This is a genomic window from Streptomyces sp. NBC_01622 (assembly GCF_045209635.1).
Taxonomy (GTDB): domain Bacteria; phylum Actinomycetota; class Actinomycetes; order Streptomycetales; family Streptomycetaceae; genus Streptomyces.
This window is the reverse complement of record NZ_CP109293.1, coordinates 4,867,080-4,886,292: the sequence shown is the minus strand read 5'-3', so window position 1 is coordinate 4,886,292 and position 19,213 is coordinate 4,867,080. Positions and strand designations below refer to the sequence as shown.

The window sequence follows — 19,213 nt, the reverse complement described above, 5'->3', positions numbered from 1 at the left end:
TCACACCTTTGCCGGGGTCGAGCCGTCCTGCGTCAGCTGGCGCAGCGCACGGTGGTCGGTCTTGCCGTTCTGGGTCAGCGGCAGCGCTCGGAGTTCGGTGAGCCGGCGCGGCACCATGGCCTCGGGGAGCGCCTCGGCCAGAGCGGCCCTCAACTCCTCGGCGGGGACGGGTCCGAGCAGCGTGTAGTAGGCGGCGAGTTCGGGCCGCCCGTCGACGACGGGCACCACGACGGCGCACTCGTCGACCGCCGGGTGACGGCGCAGGACGACCTCGATCTCGTCCAGCTCCATGCGCACCCCGGCGACCTTGACCTGCCGGTCCACCCGTCCCAGGTAGTGGACGACGCCGTCCTCGAACCGGGCCAGATCGCCGGTGCGGTACACGCGCCCGGTGGGGGAGCCGGGGTCGAAGGGGTCGGTGAAGAACGCCGCCGCGTTGTTGTCGGGGTCGTTGAGGTAGCCGAGTCCGACGACCACTCCGCCGACGAACAGCTCACCGCTCTCGCCTGCGTCGACCGCCCGCCACCGTCCGTCGTCCTCGCGGGCGAGGAGGTAGAGCCGGGCCCCGCCGACCGGTGCGCCGACCGGCAGCCGGGCGCGGGCGGTGTCGGGCGCGGTCACCTCGTGGTGGGTGATGTCGTCCGAACACTCCGTGGGGCCGTAGGCGTTGAGCAGCCGGACATGGGGCGCGGCGGCCAGGAACCGGGCGGCGAGGCCGGTGTGCAGTTCCTCGCCGGTGGAGATCAGCCAGCGCAGCGCGGGCAGGGTCGTACCGGTGCGCCGCTCGGCCTGCTCGGTGATCCAGCCGACGACGGTCGGCACCAGTTCGACGACGGTGACGCCGGACTGCTCCAGGACGTTCGTCAGCCGCCGGGGGAAGGCGAGTTCCGGCTCGCGCACCACGACGACGGCGCCGCCGACCAGGAGCGGGGCGAGCATCTGCCAGATGGAGATGTCGAACACCAGCGGAGCGGTGAAGGCCAGCCGGTCCGCCCCGGTCAGACCGAGGTCCTCGACCTTGGCCCAGAGGTGGTTCATCATGCCGCGGTGCTCCACCGAGGCACCCTTGGGCCGCCCGGTGGTCCCGGAGGTGAAGATGCAGTAGCGGGGTTCCAGGGAGCGGTCCGGGTCCTCGTCGGCGAACGCGCCGGGCACCACCGGGCCGTCGCCGCCGGGTGCCGCGACCGTGGCCGTCCCCAGCCCGGCGGCGGCGGTCACGGCCGTACGGCCGCGCGGGCCGCCGCCTCCCGGGGCGCCGGAGTAGTCGAGCAGCAGGCCGGCCCCGCTGCGCGCCAGCACCTCGGCGACCCGCTGGGCCGGCCAGTCGGGGGCGATCGGCAGATAGACGGCGCCGAGGCTTTCGAGGGCGAGGAACGCGGCGACGGTGTCGGCCGAGCGGTCGCCGACGGCCGCGACAACGGTGCCGGCCGCGCAGCCGGCCGCGCTCAGCACCGCGCGGAACCGGCCCACGCGGGCGAGCAGTCCGGCGTACGACAGAGTGGACTCGCCGTCGGTGACCGCGGTGCGCTCCGGTGTCCGTGCCGCGGTGCCGGCCACTCGGGCCAGCACGCCGGACGCGGTGTCGGTCGGGCCGCTCTCCCGGCCCAGGCCCAGTTCGCGGGCGCGGTCGGCGGCGCCGGGGGCGAGCGGCAGCTCTGCCGGCGTGAGGGGCGCGGTCATGAGGTGCCCGCGCTCTGGTGGCGGTCCAGCTCGTGGAAGAAGCCGTCGATCGGGACGGTGTCGCCGGCCGCGGTGGCCAGCCGGTGCACGTGGGCGCCGACGACAAGGTCCAGCACGCCCAGGCCGAACGGGGAGAAGACCACGGGCCGGTCGGCAGGGGCGGTGTACTTGCCGGTGAGGACGTCGTACAGCGTGGCGTCCAGGAAGTCGCGGTCGCCGGTGCGCTGTTCGGCCAGGTGCACGGAGGTGTCGGCCTTCAGCACGTGCTCGACGTCGTCGACGACGTTGGCGCTGCGCAGCACGATGTCGGTGCCCAGGTCGCGCAGCGACACATGCAGCACCAGGGGGTTGTGGTCGAACCACGAGGGGTCGACCACGTGCGGGGTGGCCGCGGTGGTCGCGAACACGATCAGGTCCGAGGAGCGGACCAGTGACTCGGCGTCCGGGTGCACCCGCACCGGTGCGCCGGTCGGTCCGAGGACCTGCTCGGCGAAGGAGGCGGCGTACTCGGCGCTGAGGTCGTACACCCCGAACTCGTCGATGTGCCAGCCCGGTTCGGACAGGTAGTCGTGGATGTACCGGGCGATGAGTCCGGTGCCGAAGAAGCCGATCCGGCGTGGGGTGCCGCGCTGCTCCGCCAGCCTGCGGGCGGCGGAGGCGGCCGAGGCGGCGGTGCGCACCGCGCTGATGATCGACCCTTCGAGACAGGCGTACGGGTAGCCGGTGCGCGGGTCGTTGAGCAGCAGCAGCGCGGAGGCGCGCGGGATGCCCAGGCCGAGGTTGGTGGGGAAGCTGGAGATCCACTTGATGCCGTCGACGCCTGTCCCGCCGGCCGCGCGGACCTCGCCGTCCGCTCCCGCCCCGCCGGCCGCGCCGACCCCGCCGCCGACCGACGCGGGCAGCGCGATGATGCGTGCGGTGGGCCGGTCGGGGAACCGGAGGAAGTAGGACGGCGGGTTCACGGTCCGTCCCTCGCCGTGGAGCCGGTAGGCGTCCTCGACCAGGTCGATGATCTCCGCGCGGCGTCCCGCCAGACTCCGGTGGACGGCCGCGCCGGGGACGACGGAGAATCCCGGCGGTCCGGCCTGTTGCTCAGCCATTGCTGCCTTCCCGTTCCGTGTGGAGGTCGCCGTAGGTGTGCTGGACCCACGAGTCGTCGTAAACCGTTTCGATGTAGCGGTCGCCGAGGTCCGCCGAGATGGCCACCGCGTTCAGCGACCGGCCCGGGTCGTGCTCGGCCAGCCAGCCGGCGGCACCGCTGACGACGGTCCCGGTGGAGCCGCCGAGGAGGAATCCGTGCCGGGCCAGGCGCCGGCACATCCGCACGGCGTCCCGTTCCGGCACCGGGACCACGTCGTGGACCAGGTCCCGCCGTACGAAGGGCATGGGTTCGCCGGCGCCGAGCCCGGGCAGATGGCGGGGGCCCGCGGCCAGGCCGAAGTTGACCGAGCCGACGGTGTCCACCGCGACGATGCGCACCCCGGGCCGGTTCTCCCGGAAGTACTGGGCGCAGCCGTTGAGCGTGCCGCCGGTCCCCGTGCCGACGAAGAGCACGTCGAGGTCGGGGAACTGCTTGGCGATCAGGGGCGCGGTGTTCTCGTAGTGGGCGAGCCAGTTGGCCGGGTTCTCGTACTGGTTGAGCCACACATAGCCGGTGTTGCTCTCGCACAGCTCCCGTACGAGGGCCTTGCGGGCGGAGAGGTAGCCGCCGCTCGCGTCGGGCCGGTCCACCACCACGACCTCGCTGCCGAGAGCCCGCATCAGTTTGACCGTCGCCGGGTTGCACTTGGGGTCTGTGACACAGACGAAGGGGATCGACCGGGCCGCCGTGACGACGCTGAGGGCCACGCCGAGGTTGCCCGAGGAGGATTCGACGAGGGTGGAGCCGTCGCCGATCAGACCGTTCCTCAGACCGGTGACGACCATGGACGTGGCGGCCCTGAGTTTCACGGATCCTGCGAAGTTGAAGCCCTCGCACTTGAGGTGCAGCGGGATGCCGAGCGTGTGGTCCAGGTCGATGTAGACGTCGCTGTCGAGCAGGTCGTCCGCAGTGGAGATGATTGCCAAGGGTCCTGTCCGCTTCTGTGCGCCGGCCCGCTCACGGCCGCCGTCCGCTCGTCCCGCGCGCCGCGCGGCCGTCCTGACGATCAGCTGTCGAGCTTCTGCCAGGTGTCGAGGCCCTGGAGCGCGAAGATGTCCTTGACCGAGGCGATGGACCCCTCGAGGGCCGTGGTGTCGCCGTTCTCGTACACGGAGCGGTAGGTGTCGCGCAGGGCGCTGACGGTGGCGCGCAGACCATGGTTGGCGTAGATGACGACGGAGACGCCCGCCTGCCGGATGTCGTCGATGTGCCAGTCGGGGTAGGTGGTCGGGACGATGACCACCGGGATCCGGAAGTCCCAGCCGTCGAGGAAGGCGACGACCTGGTCGCGGGTCTTCGCCTTGGAGTGGACGAGGACGGCGTCCGCACCGGAGTCGGCGTAGGTGCGGCAGCGGTCCAGGGCCTCGGCCACGTCCAGGCCGCTGATGAGCGCCTCGGTGCGGGCGATGACGAAGGTGTCCGTGGAGGCCTGCGCCTCCTTGGCGATCTTGATCTTCTTGGCGAACTCCTTGGTGCCCAGCAGAGTCTGACCGCCCGCCACGAAGCTGTTCATCTTGGGGAACAGCTTGTCCTCCAGGCAGAGCCCGGTGATGCCGGCCGCCTCGAATTCGTGGACCATGTGCCCGACGTTGAGATTGCCGCCGTAGCCGGTGTCGCAGTCGGCGACGACCGGGATGCGCAGCACCTTCTGGATGTTCGCGGCGGCTTCGAGGTACTCGGTCATGCTCAGGATGCTGGCGTCGGGCAGGCCGCGGGACGCGGAGACCTCAAGGCTCGACGACCACACGGCCTGGAAGCCGGCCTCCTCGGCCAGCAGTCCGCCCAGTGCGTGGTTCGCTCCCGCGACCCGGACGACGTCGTTGTCCGCCAGGACGGAGCGGAATGAGGGGTATATGGGTCGCTGCACGCCTGAAACTCCTGGTCTTTTGACAGTGGGATGGCAATCCTTGCCAAAGCGCTGAGCTGTGCGCTGCGCTGCTGTGAACTGCCGAGATCCAGCCGTTGAGGCGTTTGATCGATCGGCACGGTGTAAAAATCTAGAGCGGTTGGCAAGCATTGTCAATGACTTGTCAACTAATTGCCAACGTGCTCCAATCGTTCTGGCCCGGCGCTCGGGCCGACGGGAAACAGAGAGGAACAGCAGAGAATGAGCACCGCGCTCGTGCCTACTCATCCACGCACTCTGGAAGTCCCCGCCGAGGCGTTCCACACCTTCTCGGAGCAGGCTCAGAGCGAACTGGCCGGCTATGTGGCCGCACTCGACCGGCAGCACCCGCAGGGCCGCGTCGACGCCGTCGAGGCCGACCTCGCCGCCGTACCGCGCTTCGCCGCGGAGGTCGACGGCAGCCGGGACGTCATCGACTCCCGCGCCCACTTCATCGTCTACGACCGTGTGGCGGGCGTCCGCTCACTGCGCCAACAGGCCCTGTACGCCTGGGTGCTGGGCACCGCGCTGGGCCGGCCCATGGTGCAGAACACCGACGGCTGGCGGCTGATCGAGGTGTATGACCGGGGCGTCCGCAAGACCATCGCGGACGGCGCCCGCTACCACCAGACCAAGCAGGGCTCGTACATGCACAACGACGCCGTCAACGACGTCGACCCCATCGACTACCTGCTGCTCTCCTGCGGCCAGTCGGCGTACATCGGCGGCGAGAGCATCCTCGTCGACGCGAAGCCCGTCCACGACGTCCTCGCGCAGCACCCCGACGTCCTCAAGATCCTCACCCAGGACTTCTGGTTCGAGAAGCGCGGCATGTCCCTGAGCGCGGAGACCGGCTTCTTCCGCTCCCCGATCATCCGCTACACCGCCGGGGGCGAACCGCTCGTCCGCTACTTCCGGACGTACATCGAGGTCGCCCACGAGAAGAAGGGCGAGCCGATCACCGACGAACAGCGCGCCGCCCTCGACTTCTTCGACGCCGTGCTCGACCAGTCGTCCGTGCAGTACCGCATCCGGCTCGAACGCGGCCAGACCCTGGTCTCCGCCGACGACCGGTTCCTGCACACCCGCACCGCCTTCTACGACCGGTTCGCGCCCCGGGGAATCGACCTGGACACCGACAGCCCGGACCAGGTCAACCGCTACATGTTCCGCATGTGGTCGAGCAAGTAGCCCCGCGCCGCCCGCCGGCGCGCGGCGCGGCACGTCCAGCCGAGGAGAACACCCATGCCCAGTGACTCCCTCCGCACGGTGGGCCACGACCTGGCCGCCGAGATACGCCGGCGGCGCCCGCACGACTGCGTCGCGACCTCGGCCGCGGCGCAGTCCTGGCACCGCGTCGGCGGCCGCTACGCCGAAGGCCGGATCCGTGACATCAGCGTGCAGCGCGGCCAGGCCACCGCCGCCCGCTATGTGCTGCGCGACTCCTACCTGCACCGTGCCGTTTCCGGCCTCGACCCGGCCGTGGCCCGGCTCGCCGCCGACGACACCCGGGCCCCGGTCCGCCACCGCGCGCCGGACTCCGGTCCCGTGCCGGAGTGGATGGAGCTGTCCGCCGCCCTCGGCGCCCTGGCCGAACTGGAGGAAGCCGCCCGGAAGTTCGACCCCTCGGTCGCCCAGGTCGTGGTGGACTTCGAACTCGGCGACCAGGACCTGGTGCTCGCCGACGACACCGGGCTGTACGACGAACACCGCCTGCTGAGCTACCTCACGATCCGGGTCATAGCCCGCCGCGCCGGCCGCGTCGCCACCGGCTTCTACACCCCCGGCGTCAGCGGCCCGCTGAGCGGCATCGACGTCCGCGCGGCCGGACAGGAAGTGGCCCGCCGCGCGGTGACCGGGCTCGACGCCAGACCCGCGCCGGTCGGCCGGCTCCCCGTCGTCGTCGCGGGCGGCCGGGGCATGGTCCTGCTGCACGAGGCCTGCTGCCACCCGCTGGAGGGCGACGAGGTACTGCGCGGCTCCGTCTACGCCGGCCGGCTCGGCGAGCACATCGCCTCCCCCCTCGTCACCCTCACCGACGACCCCACGGTGCCGCTGGCGGTGGGCAGTTACACCTACGACGACGAGGGCACCGCGGGCGGCCCGACCACCCTCATCGACAACGGCGTCCTCACCGGCTACCTGACCGACCAGGAGTCCGCGGCCCGCCTCGGCCGCGCCTCCAGCGGCAACGGCCGCTGCACCACGGCACTCCAGCCGCCCCAGCCCAGGATGAGCAACACCTGCCTGGCGGCCGGCACCTCCAGCGTCGCCGACCTCATCGCCTCCACCGAGCACGGCATCTACGCCCAGCACGTCGGCGGTGGCGAAGTCATCGAGTCCACCGGCGAGTTCACCTTCCGGGTGACCAACGGCTTCCTCATCGAGAACGGGCGGGTCACCGACCCGATAGAAGAGACCACCATCACGGGAACGGGAACGCAGGTGCTCCGGGACATCGACGCCGTGGCCGACGACAGCACGGTGGGCGCCGCCAAGTGCGGCAAGTTCGGACAGTGGGTGACGGTCGGCGTGGTCGGCCCCACCCTCCGGGTCGGTTCGCTCCTGGTGGGCGGTACCGAACGATGAGCGAGACCCTGATCGAGGAAGCGGCACGGCACGGCGCCGACGCCGAGGTGTGGACACTGCGCCGGCGCACCGACGAACTGGTCTGCCGCCGGGGCACGGTCGAACGCCGCAGCGAGGTGGCCACCGGTGCCACCGCCCTCACCGTGTGGGCCGACGGCACCGAGGGCTACGCCGTCCAGAACGTCCCCGACTCCCACGACCCCGCCCTGGTCACCGCCGCCCTCGCGGTGGGCCGGGCGCTGTCCGACACCGGCGCGGTCCCGCCGCCCCCGCCCGCCCCGGGCCCGCCGCACCGGACCCCCGACACCCCGCCACCGCACCTGGACACCGAGACCGCCGAACGGCTCCGGAGGCTCAGCACGGGCGACGGGGGCCTGGAGGTCGAACTCCGCGCCCGCGCCGACCGCTCCCGCATCCGCCTGCACCGCGCCGGAACCCCGCCCATCGGCTACGACACCGGCGTCGTCCAGCTGCACACCCGGATCACCGCCCGCGGCGACGGCATCGGCCACATCGGCCACCAGTCCTACGGCCGCTCCGTGCCCGGCCTCCTCGACCGGCTGGCCACCGAGGAACTGCCCGAACTCATCGGCCTGGCCCGCCTGCTGGCCACCAAACCCGTGCCACGACTCGCCTACGACGACCTCCTGGTCGACGGCCGGGTCCTGGTCAAGCTGCTCTCACTGGTCGTCCCCGCCTTCCAGCTGGACTCCGTCCTCGAAGGACGCTCCCCGCTCGCCGACCGCCCCGGCCAAGCGGTCGCCTCACCCGGTGTCACCCTGGTGGACGATCCGACCGCACCCGACAGCCCGCTCCCCGTCCCCTGGGACGGCGAGGGAACCGCCTGCGGACCCACCACGCTGATCGAGGACGGAACCCTGCGCGGCTTCCTCAGCGCCCGCCGCACGGCGGCCGAGGCAGGCACCACCGGCACCGGCTCCGGACAGCGCGGCCCCGACGGCGAGATGGTCACCGTCCAGCCCGGATATCTGCGGCTGCGTCACACCACCGACCTCGGCACCGAGTTCCGGCCCGGCCGCACCGTCCTGCACGTCGTGCAGGCCAACGGGGCCCACACCTCCAACCCCATCACCGGCGAGTTCTCCATCGGCGCCAACGCGGTCGTCGTAGGGCCCGACGGCAGTCGCGCCAACGCGGGCAACATCACCCTCGCCGGCAACGTCTTCGAGCTGCTGCGGAACCTCGACGGACACGACGGCCGAACCCGGGTCAACCGCGCCCACAACTCCTTCGTCGCCGGCCCCGGGGTATGGACCACCAGCCTCACGACCGGCCGCTAGGCCACGGGGAGCCCAGATGTCACTGCTGAAGAACCCCGAGTTCCGGCTCTTCTGGGGCGCCCAGACGGCCAGCATGATCGGGACGAACACGAGCAGGACCGCCATCCCGCTGCTCGCCGCCACCACACTGGCCGCGACCCCGATGCAGATGGGCGTGCTGCAGGCGGCACAGACCTTCGCCTTCCTGCTCGTCGGACTGCCCGCCGGAGTCCTGGTCGACCGGGTCAGACGACGTCCCGTACTCATCGTCTGCGACCTGCTGCGGGCCGCCCTGATGATCCTCATCGGCGTGGGCTTCTACCTGGACCGGATCTCTTTCCCGGTCCTGCTCGCGGGCATGCTGCTGATCGGGTTCGCCACCGTGTTCTTCGAGATCGCCTACCAGTCGTACATCCCCGTCGTGGTGGGCCGCGAGAGGCTCGTCGAGGGCAACGCCCGGCTGGAGAGCACCAATTCGGTCTCCCGGACGGTCGGCCCCACCCTCGGCGGCTCCCTCGTGGAACTCGCCGGCGCCACCGCCACCCAGTGCGCCCAGTCCGCCGCGCACCTGCTGTCGGTGTTCCTGCTCTCCCGCATCCGCACCGCCGAAGCGGCCCCCGAAGCCCGCCCCGACCGGCGCATGGGCGCCGAGATCCGGGCCGGCCTGAGCTTCGTGCTGCGCCACCCGGTGTTCCGCGCCCTCACCGGCTCGGCCGCCACCTACAACTTCTTCTACGCCATGACCCTGCCGCTGGTGACGCTGCTGCTGGTGGACGAGATCGGTTTCTCGGGCACCCTCGTCGGCGTCCTCATGACCATCGGCGGGGTCGGCGGAGTGCTCGGCGCGGCCCTCTCCGGCCGGCTCGCGCTCCGGCTCGGCCAGGTCCGCGCGATGCGGCTCGGCTACCTCGCGACGGTGCCCACCACCCTGCTGATCCCGTTCGCCGGCGACGGCTGGGCCGCGCTGCTGTTCGCCGGCCCCTGGTTCGCCACCGCCTTCGGAATCATCGTCTACAACGTCGGCCAGGCCAGCATCCGCCAGGCGCTGTGCCCGCCCGATCTGCTGGGCCGGATGAACGCCAGCGTGCGCTTCCTCGTCTGGGGGATCCTGCCGCTCGGCTCCCTCGCGGGCGGCGCGCTGGGCGAGTGGGCCGGCGTACGGACCGCCCTGTTCATCGCCGGGGCCGGGATGAGCGCCGGCGGACTGTGGCTGGTCTGCTCCCGGCTGCGGACCATGCGCGACCTGCCCGCGCCCGAGGACTTCCCCTTGGCGCACACCGCCCCCCTGGGCAAGTGACGCCCACCGCCCCCTGAGCAAGTGAATGGAGCAATCATGTCTACCCGTTTCGTGGTCTTCGTCGACTCGCCGTGGACCGGCGCGGGCCAGGACTGTGCCCGCTACCTGCTGGAACAGGGCGTCACCCCGATCATCGTCGCCGCCGACCCGGCCGCGCTGCACCCCTCCCTGCTGCACGACTACGCCGAACTCGGCGTGGACATCCAGGCCTGCGACGTGGACTCCGTCGACGCCGTCGTGGACTTCTGCCGCGAACTCGGCACGCGGGGCGAGGTGATCGGCGTGACCTCCGTGTACGAGTACTACTGCGACATCGGCGCGGAGGCCGCCGCCCGCCTCGGCCTGGCCGGCCCCGACCCGAAAGCGGTGGCGATCTGCCGCTCCAAGGCGGCGATGCGCGAGGCCATGGCGGACACACCCGGTCTCAACCCGCTCTTCCGGGTCGCCGAGTCCCCCGCCCGGGCCGTGGCCGCCGCCGAGAGCATCGGCTACCCCGTGGTCGTCAAGCCGCTGGACCTGACGGGCAGTCTCTTCGTCCGCCGCTGCGACTCCGCCGACGCCGTCGCCGCGATCACCACGCAGGTCATGGAACTGGGCGAGTACCTCGGCCACACGGTGACACCCAAGGTGGTCGTGGAGGAGTGCGTGCCCGGCGCCGAGTACTCGGCCGAGATCGTGCACGGCAAGGTCCTCGGCCTCACCGAGAAGATCGGCAGCGAGCCGCCGCTGTTCCTGGAGATGGGGCACGTCTTCCCGGCGGCCCTGCCGCCCGAGCGCGAACGGCTCCTGGTCGAGAAGGCCGAGCAGGCGGTACGGGCGATCGGGGTCACCTGGGGTCCCGCGCACGTGGAACTCAAGCTCACCGCCGACGGCACGGACGCCCGCGTCATCGAGGTCAACGGCCGGATCGCGGGCGACCGCATCCCCGAGGCGGTCCGCATCGCCAGCGGCGTCGACATGTGCCGACTCCACATGATCGCGCTGCTCGGCGACACCCCCGACCTGACCCTGCGCTGCGACCGTACGGCCGCGATCCACTTCCTGATGCTGCGGCGCAGCGGCCGTCTCGACGCCGTCGAGGGCATACCGCGGGCCAAGGCGCTCAAGGGCGTCCACGAGGTGCACCTCCGCCCGGGCGTACAGGCGGGCATCACGTACGAGGCCAACGGCTCCAACCGGGACCGCGCGGCCTGGATCATCGCCGAGGGAGCCGACCGGGACGAGGCACTCGGCCGGGCGCACGCGGCGGGCGACGAACTCACCTTCGTCTGGTCCCCGGCCGGCGCGGGGGACCGGCCCGCATGACACCCGAGCCCGGCCCGGCGGCACCGGTCCCCCCACGCACGGTGGCCGTCCCCTTCGAGGCGGGCGGCACCGGCCCGGCCCCCCTGACCTGGAGCCAGCAGTACTACCTGGCGGAAACGGACGCGGCCCGCCCGCACGGCCGAAGCCTGGCCATCACCCGCCTCTACCCCCTCCGCCCCGGGGTGAGCGAGGAACAGGCGACGGCCGCGCTGCGCGCCCTCATGGAGCGCTACGAGACCCTGCGCAGCCGACTGACCCGGACCGACCCTCCCACCCAACAGGCGTACAGCCAGGGCGAGTTGATGGTGACGGTGCATGATGCGGCGGCGCCGTCGGCGGTCGTGGCGCCCCACGACATCCGGGCCGTGGCCGACACCGTGCTCGCGGAGCTGGCCCGCCGCCCCTTCGACGTCGCCGAGGAGTGGCCGTTGCGGGCCGCCCTGGTCGCGGCCGGGGGGCAGCCCCGCCATCTCGCGCTGGCCTTCAGCCATGTCGCCGTGGATGCCTACGCGCTGGTGCCGGTCAGCGCGTTTCTGGTCGAGCGGTGTGCGCGGGCGGACCCGGTCGCGCGGACGGCGCCCGGGGCCGGGGTCGTGGGGTTGCGACCGCGCGAGCTGGCCGAGGCCGAGGCGTCCGAGGCGGGGGACCGGGCCGCCCGCCGGGCCCTGCTCCACGCCGAGCGGGTGCTGCGCCGCATGCCCGCGGCGCCCGCCGGTGCCGGTCGGCCGGGTACCGGTGAGCGGTTCCGCTTCCTGCGCCTGAGATCGGCCGCGCTCGACCTCGCCGTGGGCGCGCTGGCGGCCCGCACCGGCGCGAGCCCCGCCGCCGTACTCGCCGCGGCCGGCCTCGCACTCGACGCCGTGGAAACCGGTGAGCGGTACGGCGCCGTCCAGCTGATCTCCGCGAACCGGCTGCGCCCGGAGACGGTGGACGCGGTCGTCCCCTGCTCCCAGCCGGTGCTGTGCTGCGCGGACACCGAGGACGCGTCCTTCGCGGAACTGGTACGCCGGACCGCCGCCGCCTCGCTGCGCGCCTACGCGGCCGGCCCCTGCCCGCCCGCCGCCCTGGCGGAACTGCGCGCCACGGTGGAGCGGGAGCGGGGCGTACGGCTGGACGGCGTCCCCACCCTCAACTACCGCCCCCGGGCGACCGCGTTGCCCGTCCGCGAGACCGACGCCGAAGAGCTGCGCAGAGCCGCGGCCCACGCCGAGACCGAGTGGGTGGACAGCGCGATGCTCTGGCGGTCCGCCCACTACCTCAGCGCCGACGTCGACGGCTCCGGCGTCCGGCTGCTCCTGCAGATCGACACGGACGTCCGGTCCCCGGGGTGGGCCGAACGCCGGCTGGCCGACCTGGAGGACCTGCTGTGCGCCGCCGCGACGGACGCCACCACGGACCGTACGACCGGTACACCCGCAGGACGCGGCTGACCCCCGGCGCCGGGCACCCCTCGCCAGACACGGAAGACAAGCAGGAAAGACACGGATCCGGAGAGCCCTATGACAGACCCGCGACAGCAGCAGACCGTCCTCCTGATCGGCGCCGGTGTCATGGCCGAGGGCTATCTGCACGCGGCCCAGCAGGCGGGCCTGCGTGTCGGTGTCGTCGAGACACCCGCCCGGTACGCGGCCCTGACGGGGCGTTTCCCGTGTGTCGTGGACTTCGAACCGGTGCCGGAGGTGATCGCGGCCCGGGACGAGAGCTGGCTCTCCCCGGCCATGACCCTGGCCGGCCGGCTCGCCCCGGACGCCGTGTGGGCGTTCGCGGAGGCCCACGTCATGGCCGCCGCCATGGTCCAGCACCGCCTGGGGCTGCCGGGCCCCGGTCTCGACGCCGCCACCGTCTCCCGTAACAAGGCGTTCCAGCGCGCCGAGTTCCACCGCGCGGGCCTGCCGCAGCCCGCCCACCGGCACACGCCACGGCTGTCGGACCAGCGGGAGTGGGCCCTCGCCCGGCTGCCCGTCGTGGTGAAACCGGTGTCGCTGCAGGGCAGTCAGGGCGTGGAGCGGATCGCGAGCGCGCAGGAGTGGGACGACGCGGTGACCCGGCGCGACGACGAAGGGCCGCTGCTGGTCGAGGAGTACGTGGCGGGCCAGGAGTACAGCGTGGAGGCGCTGGTGCACCGGGGCCGGGTCCTGTTCACCAACCTGACCCGCAAGGAGACCACCGGCCCGCCGTACTTCGTCGAACTGTTCCACGAAGCGGGCTACGGCGCCGACCGCCCGCTGCTGCGCAAGGCCGCGGACGACCTGTGCGCGGGCGTCGTGACGGCGCTGAACTTCGGCACCGGCATCGTCCACCTGGAGTTCCGGGCGCGCGCCGACCACGATCCGGTGATCATGGAGGTGGCCGTCCGCACCCCGGGCGACCACATCCTCGAACTCGTCGCCCGCGCCCACGACTTCGACGTCTTCGCCGCCTGTCTGCGGCTCGCCCTCGGCCAGGTGCCGGACACTCCCACAGCCCCGGTGCGCGCCGCGGGCAGCCTCTTCCTGTCGGCACCGGAACCGGGCCGGCTGACCGCGCTGGACCTTGCCGCCTGGGCGGCCAGGCCCGAGGTCGTCAAACACGACGCCCGCCTCGCACCCGGCGTACCGGTGCGCCCCGCGCGGAACTCGGGCGACCGCCTCGCGTGGGCGGTGCTCACCTGCCCGACCGGGCCGGAACTGCGCCTGCTGGCCGAGCGGTTGGTCACCGAGGCCGTGGTGGACATCGACCCGGCCGCAGCGGAGACGGACGCGCCCGCCCCCGGCGCGTGACCGCCCCGCACCGGCCAAGCCCCCTCAACACCCCCATCCCAGCGAGGAGTTCGATGTCCAAGCAGCGCGTGCTGATCGTCGGCGGACGGATCGAGAACGTCCGCAAAGCCAAGGAGCAGGGACACGAGGTCGTCTTCCTGCAGCGCCCCGAGCTGTTCCTCGCGGACCACGCCGAGGTGGTGGATGCCGCGCTGCTGGTCGACTACCGGGACTGGGACGCGCTCGCGCCCCTGATCACGGCGGTCCATCAGGTGTACGGCTTCACGGCCGCCGTGACGACGAGCGAGGCCGGGGTGGAACCCGCCGCCCGCATCAACGACCTGCTGGGCCTCGGCGGTGTCTCCCACGAGGTGGTCCTGCTGCTGCGGGACAAACTCCTGATGCGCCGTCATCTCGCCGCCGTGGCACCGGAGATCACCGTCGCCGCCGAGGAACTCGACGGCAGGGAGAGCCTCGACCGGTTCGCGGCGGCCCACGGGTACCCGTTCATCGTGAAGCCGGTGGACGGTATCGCCAGCCTCGGCCTCCAACTGGTCAGGTCCGGGGCGGAACTCGACGGCGTCTGGGAGACCGCCCGTGAACTGCGCGGTGTGGAGCACCAGTTCGCGTCGGCGTTCCCCATCGAGCGGTTCATCATGGAGGAGTACGTCGACGGGCCGGAGTTCAGCGTCGAGGCGTTCACCTTCGCCGGCCGGCATGTGATCGTGGCGATCACCGAGAAGCTGACCTCCGACAACTTCGTGGAACTCGGCCATGTCGTCCCCGCCCGGGTGGATCCGGACTCGGCCGACGCGATCGAGCGCTGTGTGCACACCTTCCTCGACGCGATCGGACTTCAGGAGGGCCCGAGCCACACGGAGGTACGGCTCTCGGACCGGGGACCCCGGGTGATCGAGTCGCACAACCGGCCGGGCGGCGACCGCATCCGGGACCTGGTGGAGGCGGCGTACGGCTTCGACATCGAGCGCTACACCGTCGCCTGGGCGGGCGGCACCCTGCCGGAGCCGGCGTCCCGGCCCCCGCTGCGACAGGCCGCGGCGACCCGCTTCCTGAGCGCGGAACCGGGCACGGTGACGGCGGTGGAGGGCGCGGAGACGGCCGCCGAACACCCGGACGTTCTGACCGTCGCCCTCGACATCGCGGTCGGCGACACGGTACGGCCCCTCCGCTCCAGCTGGGACCGGATCGGCCAGGTCGTCGCGGTAGGCCCTGACGCGGACACCGCCCTCGCCCTGTGCGAGAAGACAGCCGCGGCCATCACCGTCCACACGGAGACCTGGGCCGATGCCACCGAGTGACCGGCCGGTTCCCCAGCTGCATCGGGGTCCGGCGGACGGGGACGCCGGCGTTCCGGCAGATCCTGGCCAGGGTGATCGGGTGCGGCCCGCACTCCGACCGGATCGGGTCGACGGGGACCGTGACGTCCTGGCAGATTCCGGCCATGTCGAGATCACGTCCGAGGAGGAGCTTCGCGATCTGATCGGTGAGGCGAATCCGGTCGTCTACGGCAAGGCGGGCGGGCGGCTCGGCGAGTTCGAGCGGGCGTGGATCCGGCACACCCCGCTGGTGCTGATCGCGACGGCGGCGCTGGACGGTACCTGTGACGTGTCCCCGAAGGGCGATCCGGCGGGTTTCGTGCGGGTCCTGGACGACACGACGCTGGCGGTGCCGGACCGGCCGGGCAACCGGCGGCTCGACAGCTGGTTCAACGTCCTGCAGAACCCGCATGCCGGGATGATCTTCGTGATTCCGGGGCGGGGCGACACCCTGCGGGTCAACGGCCGGGCGCGGCTGGTCCGTTCGCCGGAGCTGCTGGACTCGATGGTGGTCAGGGGCAATCGGCCGAAACTGGCGCTTCTGGTGGACGTGGAGGAGGCCTATTTCCACTGTGCGAAGTCGTTCATGCGGGGCGGTGTCTGGGACCCCGGCTCGTGGACACCGGACGCGGCACCGTCGAGAGCGCGGATCGCCAAGCGCACGGAGTGGAAGGACGTACCGCTTGACGTGCTCGAAGAGCGTTACGGGGCCGCCTACGAGCGCCGCCTGTACCCGTGACCGGCGGGCCGAACGCTCCGGTGAAGAACACATGGATGCCGGGGGGTGTCAACACGATGGCGAAGTGAACAGTCCGTAATTGCCAACTCTTGTCAACGCTTGCCAAACCGAGGGGTCGGGACTAGCTTGAGGGAATCAGGCGGGCCGCACGGGGGAGATGGCTACCTCTGGAGTGCGCCTTGTCCGCGGTCAAAGGTGATCGCGCCTATCCCACTCGACCTGGAAACAAGGCAAAGGATCGATCATCGTGAAGGTTCTCATCGGCGGACTGGCCGCCCTGGCGCTAGCCCTGTCCCTGGCTGCGGGACACGCACCGGTCCAGTCCTCCGAACGGGCGTCGGTGAGCGCCTCATCCGCGCAGACCACCGATCTCATAGACTGGCCCTGACGCGTCAGGATCCAGAAAAAAGCAGCCTTGCCAAATATGGACAAGGTTTGCCATACTCCTGGACAGGGGGAGTCGCTGAGGCGGCTCCCCCTTGAGTGCCTTCTAGGCCGTGCGTGCCTGTGCGGGGCGCCACTGGCTTGACGTGGTCATCACCCTCAAGGACGGATCTCACTCATGCTGGAGCAGCCGAGCTTCGGCCGACGCCTGCGTCAGTTGCGACTGCAGCAGGGCAAGTCGCAGTCGGAACTGACCGGACCCGGAATGTCGGCCGCCTACCTGTCGAGGCTCGAATCCGGGGCCCGCCCCCCGACCGACCGCGCCGTGGCGTACCTGTCCGAGCAACTGGCCGTGCCCGTCGAGAGCTTCGCCCAGTACTCCGAGAACGATCTCGCCGACCTGGTCATGACCCTCTCCTCCCGCCCGCAGGGCGAGCGGGACGGCGAGATCCGGGACCTTCTCAACGACGCGCTCAGCACCGCCATCGACGTGGACGCCACCACGCGCTGGGAGGCCCTCGACCTCTTCGCCCGCCAGCACTCGGCACTCGGCGAGTTCCAGGAGGAGCGCGCCGTCCTGGAGAACCTGGACGTGATGAGCCGTGAGCTGAACCGCCCGGCCCTGCACGTCTACATCCTGCAGCGCATCGCCCGATGTTGTCGCAACCTCGGCGACATGGAGGGTGCCCGGCGCTCGGCCCAGGAAGCGCTGGAGCTCACCCGGCGGCACCAACTGCGTGTACTGACCGCGGACCTGGTCCGCGCCAAGCTCCTGCTCATCTCCGCCGAGGCGGAACTCGGCAACCTCGCGGAAGCGGCCGCCCTCAGCACCGAAGTGTGCGAGAGCCTGCCGCACGGCGAGGGCGCGCTCGTCGCCGAGGCCTACTGGACCGCGTCCACCGTCCGGGCCAGGCAAGGCAACTTCGGCCAGGCCTTCGAGTTCATCGAGCGGGCGCTCGCGGCGCTGGACAGCCGTGAGGAACTCACCCTCTGGATGCGCCTCAGGCTGGCCGCGGCGAGTCTGTCGCTCCAGGCCCTGCCGCCCCGCCTCGACCGGGCCGAGGCCCTGCTCACCGAGGCGGAGCCCGCGCTCAAGCTCGCCGGTCCGCCCAGGAACGTACAGGAGTTGCTCCTCCTCAAGGCCCAACTCGCCTACCGCCAGGGCGACCTGGAGCGCGTCGCCGAGCTCGTGGCGGCTGCCGAGAGCGATGTGCATCTGCTGACCTACCGGGACCAGATCCGCTTCCGGCTGCTGCGCGAGATGCTCGCCGGCTGCGGCGGCGACCCCGGCGCGGACCTCCGGCTGCGCGAACTGGCCGCCCAGGTGCAGGCGGCGCGGATGCCCGACCTCAGCGCGGAGGTGTGGCGTGCCATCGCCGAGAGCGCCCCGCCCCCGCCGGTGGTCACCACCGAGCGCACGCTCTCCCCGCACTGAAACCCCAACTCCTGCTATAATTGGCCCAGTTCATCTTTCGGGTCGACACCTCCGGTCACCAACCGACCGGGCCGGGTGGCGACCCTTTTTTATGACTTATGCCAGACACGACAGAGACACCACCACGCCGACCCCGCAAGGCCCGCAAGGGGGTCCGCAAGTCCCGCCCCTCCGACGGAGCCCGGCGTTCCGGAACTTCTGGCTCTCCCGTGCCGTCTCCGGCCTCGGATCCGCGGTCACCACGGTCGCGCTGCCCGTCCTGGTGTTCCAGCAGAGCCGGTCGCCGCTGCTGGTCTCCCTGGTCGCGGCTGCCGGCACGCTGCCCTACCTCGCGTTCGGCCTGATCGCGGGCGCGGTCGCCGACCGCGTCGACCGGCGCACCCTGATGATCGTGACCGACTGCCTCAGCGCCCTGTGTCTCGCCTCCGTGCCGGTCGCCCAGGCCCTGCACACGCTGACCGTCGGACACGTCGTCGTGGTCGCGTTCCTCTGCTCCAGCCTCTCCCTCTTCTTCGACGCGGGCGGATACGGCTTCGTCCCCGCCCTCGTCGGCAAGGACGGGCTCCCCGACGCCAACAGCGCGCTCTACGGCGCCGAGACCGTCGTCCGCGTCATCGGCAACGGCGTCGCGGGCGTCCTTATAGCCCTCATCCACCCCGTGGGCACGCTCACGCTCGACGCCCTGAGCTTCGCCGGCTCCGCGCTGTTCCTCCGGGCCGTCGCCAACTCCCCTGCCCGCACTGCCGGTTCTCCGGGTCCGCGACCGGGGTTCCGGGAGTCCGTCGGTGAGGGGCTGCGCTTCCTGGCCGGGCATCCGACCTTGCGGGTCATGACCGTGGTCGGCACCCTGCAGTCGTTCTCCGGCGGAGCCATCGTCGGTCAGCTCGTCGTCTTCGCCGACCGCGTCCTCGGCGTCCACGGCACCGACGGCCGTATCGGCCTACTCTACATGGCGTGGAGCGCCGGCGGCATCGGCGGCTCCCTGCTGCTGCCCCGGCTGCGGCGCCGCTACGACGCCTTGCCGCTGCTGCTGATCGTGCTGCCGGTCGGCGCGCTGCTCGGACTCGTGGTCGTGCTCACCACCGACTGGCGGATCGCGCTGGTCGCGCTGGCCGCCTGGGGAACCGCCTATCTGGTCGTGCTGGTGAACACGGTGACCTACTCCCAGGAGGTGACCCCGGCCGGGCTCCAGGGCCGGGTCAACACCACCCGCCGGATGCTCTCCTCCGGCCTGGGCGTCCCGCTCGGCGCCCTGGTCGCGAGCGGCCTCACGGTGTCCGCCGGCATCCGGGCCGGCATGGCCATCGCGGTCGCCTCGATCACCCTGGCCGCGATCGTCGTCTGGGTGGTGCGGCTGCGCGGTCTGCCGGAACCGGCCGCCGAGGCATAGCCATCAGGCGAGT

Annotated in this window: 16 protein-coding genes; 12 read left to right on the top strand and 4 right to left on the bottom strand. The window is 71.8% G+C overall.

What is annotated here, in order from left to right; genetic code table 11:
* The 4 genes from OH768_RS21905 to OH768_RS21890 form a co-directional block, all read right to left on the bottom strand.
* Nucleotides 1–1,680, bottom strand: a complete 1,680-nt coding sequence (locus tag OH768_RS21905; RefSeq protein ID WP_406456088.1) for an amino acid adenylation domain-containing protein — start codon at nt 1,678–1,680, stop codon at nt 1–3.
* Entirely contained in the window at nt 1,677–2,780 is a 1,104-nt protein-coding gene (gene sbnB / locus OH768_RS21900; protein WP_406456086.1) for a 2,3-diaminopropionate biosynthesis protein SbnB, read from the bottom strand. Before sbnB ends, OH768_RS21905 begins: the two co-directional genes overlap by 4 nt.
* The gene (gene sbnA / locus OH768_RS21895; RefSeq protein ID WP_406456084.1) at nt 2,773–3,747 is read right to left on the bottom strand and encodes a 2,3-diaminopropionate biosynthesis protein SbnA; all 975 of its coding nucleotides are present in this window, start codon (nt 3,745–3,747) and stop codon (nt 2,773–2,775) included. Before sbnA ends, sbnB begins: the two co-directional genes overlap by 8 nt.
* 80 nt (nt 3,748–3,827) lie before the next feature.
* On the bottom strand, nt 3,828–4,688 hold the full coding sequence (locus tag OH768_RS21890) for an isocitrate lyase/phosphoenolpyruvate mutase family protein (protein ID WP_406456082.1): 861 nt from the start codon (nt 4,686–4,688) through the stop codon (nt 3,828–3,830).
* 240 nt (nt 4,689–4,928) lie between these two features.
* Between OH768_RS21890 and OH768_RS21885 the strand changes: the two genes are divergently transcribed.
* The 12 genes from OH768_RS21885 (at nt 4,929) to OH768_RS21830 (ending at nt 19,200) form a co-directional block, all read left to right on the top strand.
* Complete coding sequence (locus tag OH768_RS21885; protein ID WP_406456080.1) at nt 4,929–5,897, top strand: TauD/TfdA family dioxygenase; 969 nt, start codon at nt 4,929–4,931, stop codon at nt 5,895–5,897.
* A gap of 54 nt (nt 5,898–5,951) precedes the next feature.
* The gene (locus tag OH768_RS21880) at nt 5,952–7,295 is read left to right on the top strand and encodes a TldD/PmbA family protein (RefSeq protein WP_406456078.1); all 1,344 of its coding nucleotides are present in this window, start codon (nt 5,952–5,954) and stop codon (nt 7,293–7,295) included.
* Entirely contained in the window at nt 7,292–8,596 is a 1,305-nt protein-coding gene (locus OH768_RS21875) for a metallopeptidase TldD-related protein (RefSeq protein ID WP_406456076.1), read from the top strand. Before OH768_RS21880 ends, OH768_RS21875 begins: the two co-directional genes overlap by 4 nt.
* A gap of 16 nt (nt 8,597–8,612) precedes the next feature.
* Nucleotides 8,613–9,872, top strand: a complete 1,260-nt coding sequence (locus tag OH768_RS21870) for an MFS transporter (RefSeq protein WP_406456074.1) — start codon at nt 8,613–8,615, stop codon at nt 9,870–9,872.
* A gap of 36 nt (nt 9,873–9,908) precedes the next feature.
* Nucleotides 9,909–11,177 carry an ATP-grasp domain-containing protein gene (locus tag OH768_RS21865; protein WP_406456072.1) on the top strand — a complete coding sequence of 423 codons (1,269 nt, stop codon included), beginning with the start codon at nt 9,909–9,911 and terminating at the stop codon, nt 11,175–11,177.
* Entirely contained in the window at nt 11,174–12,607 is a 1,434-nt protein-coding gene (locus tag OH768_RS21860; RefSeq protein ID WP_406456070.1) for a hypothetical protein, read from the top strand. Before OH768_RS21865 ends, OH768_RS21860 begins: the two co-directional genes overlap by 4 nt.
* 69 nt (nt 12,608–12,676) lie before the next feature.
* Nucleotides 12,677–13,936 carry an ATP-grasp domain-containing protein gene (locus OH768_RS21855; protein WP_406456068.1) on the top strand — a complete coding sequence of 420 codons (1,260 nt, stop codon included), beginning with the start codon at nt 12,677–12,679 and terminating at the stop codon, nt 13,934–13,936.
* A gap of 53 nt (nt 13,937–13,989) precedes the next feature.
* The gene (locus OH768_RS21850; protein ID WP_406456066.1) at nt 13,990–15,234 is read left to right on the top strand and encodes an ATP-grasp domain-containing protein; all 1,245 of its coding nucleotides are present in this window, start codon (nt 13,990–13,992) and stop codon (nt 15,232–15,234) included.
* Nucleotides 15,235–15,313: 79 nt separating this feature from the next.
* Nucleotides 15,314–15,991, top strand: a complete 678-nt coding sequence (locus OH768_RS21845) for an MSMEG_1061 family FMN-dependent PPOX-type flavoprotein (protein ID WP_406456064.1) — start codon at nt 15,314–15,316, stop codon at nt 15,989–15,991.
* Nucleotides 15,992–16,238: 247 nt separating this feature from the next.
* The gene (locus OH768_RS21840) at nt 16,239–16,379 is read left to right on the top strand and encodes a hypothetical protein (protein ID WP_406456062.1); all 141 of its coding nucleotides are present in this window, start codon (nt 16,239–16,241) and stop codon (nt 16,377–16,379) included.
* A 174-nt stretch (nt 16,380–16,553) separates the two neighbouring features.
* Nucleotides 16,554–17,810, top strand: coding sequence for a helix-turn-helix domain-containing protein (locus OH768_RS21835; RefSeq protein ID WP_406456060.1), 1,257 nt, complete (start codon nt 16,554–16,556; stop codon nt 17,808–17,810).
* Nucleotides 17,811–17,901: 91 nt separating this feature from the next.
* Nucleotides 17,902–19,200: an MFS transporter gene (locus tag OH768_RS21830; protein WP_406456058.1), complete on the top strand. Its 1,299-nt coding sequence runs from the start codon at nt 17,902–17,904 to the stop codon at nt 19,198–19,200.
* Nucleotides 19,201–19,213 lie beyond the last annotated feature (13 nt).

Coding starts and splice junctions, on each gene's coding strand:
- OH768_RS21870 (WP_406456074.1), top strand. CDS start 8,613: ATGTCACTGCTGAAGAACCCCGAGTTCCGGCTCTTCTGGGGCGCCCAG.
- OH768_RS21875 (WP_406456076.1), top strand. CDS start 7,292: ATGAGCGAGACCCTGATCGAGGAAGCGGCACGGCACGGCGCCGACGCC.
- OH768_RS21905 (WP_406456088.1), bottom strand. CDS start 1,680: ATGACCGCGCCCCTCACGCCGGCAGAGCTGCCGCTCGCCCCCGGCGCC.
- OH768_RS21830 (WP_406456058.1), top strand. CDS start 17,902: ATGACTTATGCCAGACACGACAGAGACACCACCACGCCGACCCCGCAA.
- OH768_RS21860 (WP_406456070.1), top strand. CDS start 11,174: ATGACACCCGAGCCCGGCCCGGCGGCACCGGTCCCCCCACGCACGGTG.
- OH768_RS21850 (WP_406456066.1), top strand. CDS start 13,990: ATGTCCAAGCAGCGCGTGCTGATCGTCGGCGGACGGATCGAGAACGTC.
- OH768_RS21865 (WP_406456072.1), top strand. CDS start 9,909: ATGTCTACCCGTTTCGTGGTCTTCGTCGACTCGCCGTGGACCGGCGCG.
- OH768_RS21880 (WP_406456078.1), top strand. CDS start 5,952: ATGCCCAGTGACTCCCTCCGCACGGTGGGCCACGACCTGGCCGCCGAG.
- sbnB (WP_406456086.1), bottom strand. CDS start 2,780: ATGGCTGAGCAACAGGCCGGACCGCCGGGATTCTCCGTCGTCCCCGGC.
- OH768_RS21885 (WP_406456080.1), top strand. CDS start 4,929: ATGAGCACCGCGCTCGTGCCTACTCATCCACGCACTCTGGAAGTCCCC.
- OH768_RS21835 (WP_406456060.1), top strand. CDS start 16,554: ATGCTGGAGCAGCCGAGCTTCGGCCGACGCCTGCGTCAGTTGCGACTG.
- OH768_RS21855 (WP_406456068.1), top strand. CDS start 12,677: ATGACAGACCCGCGACAGCAGCAGACCGTCCTCCTGATCGGCGCCGGT.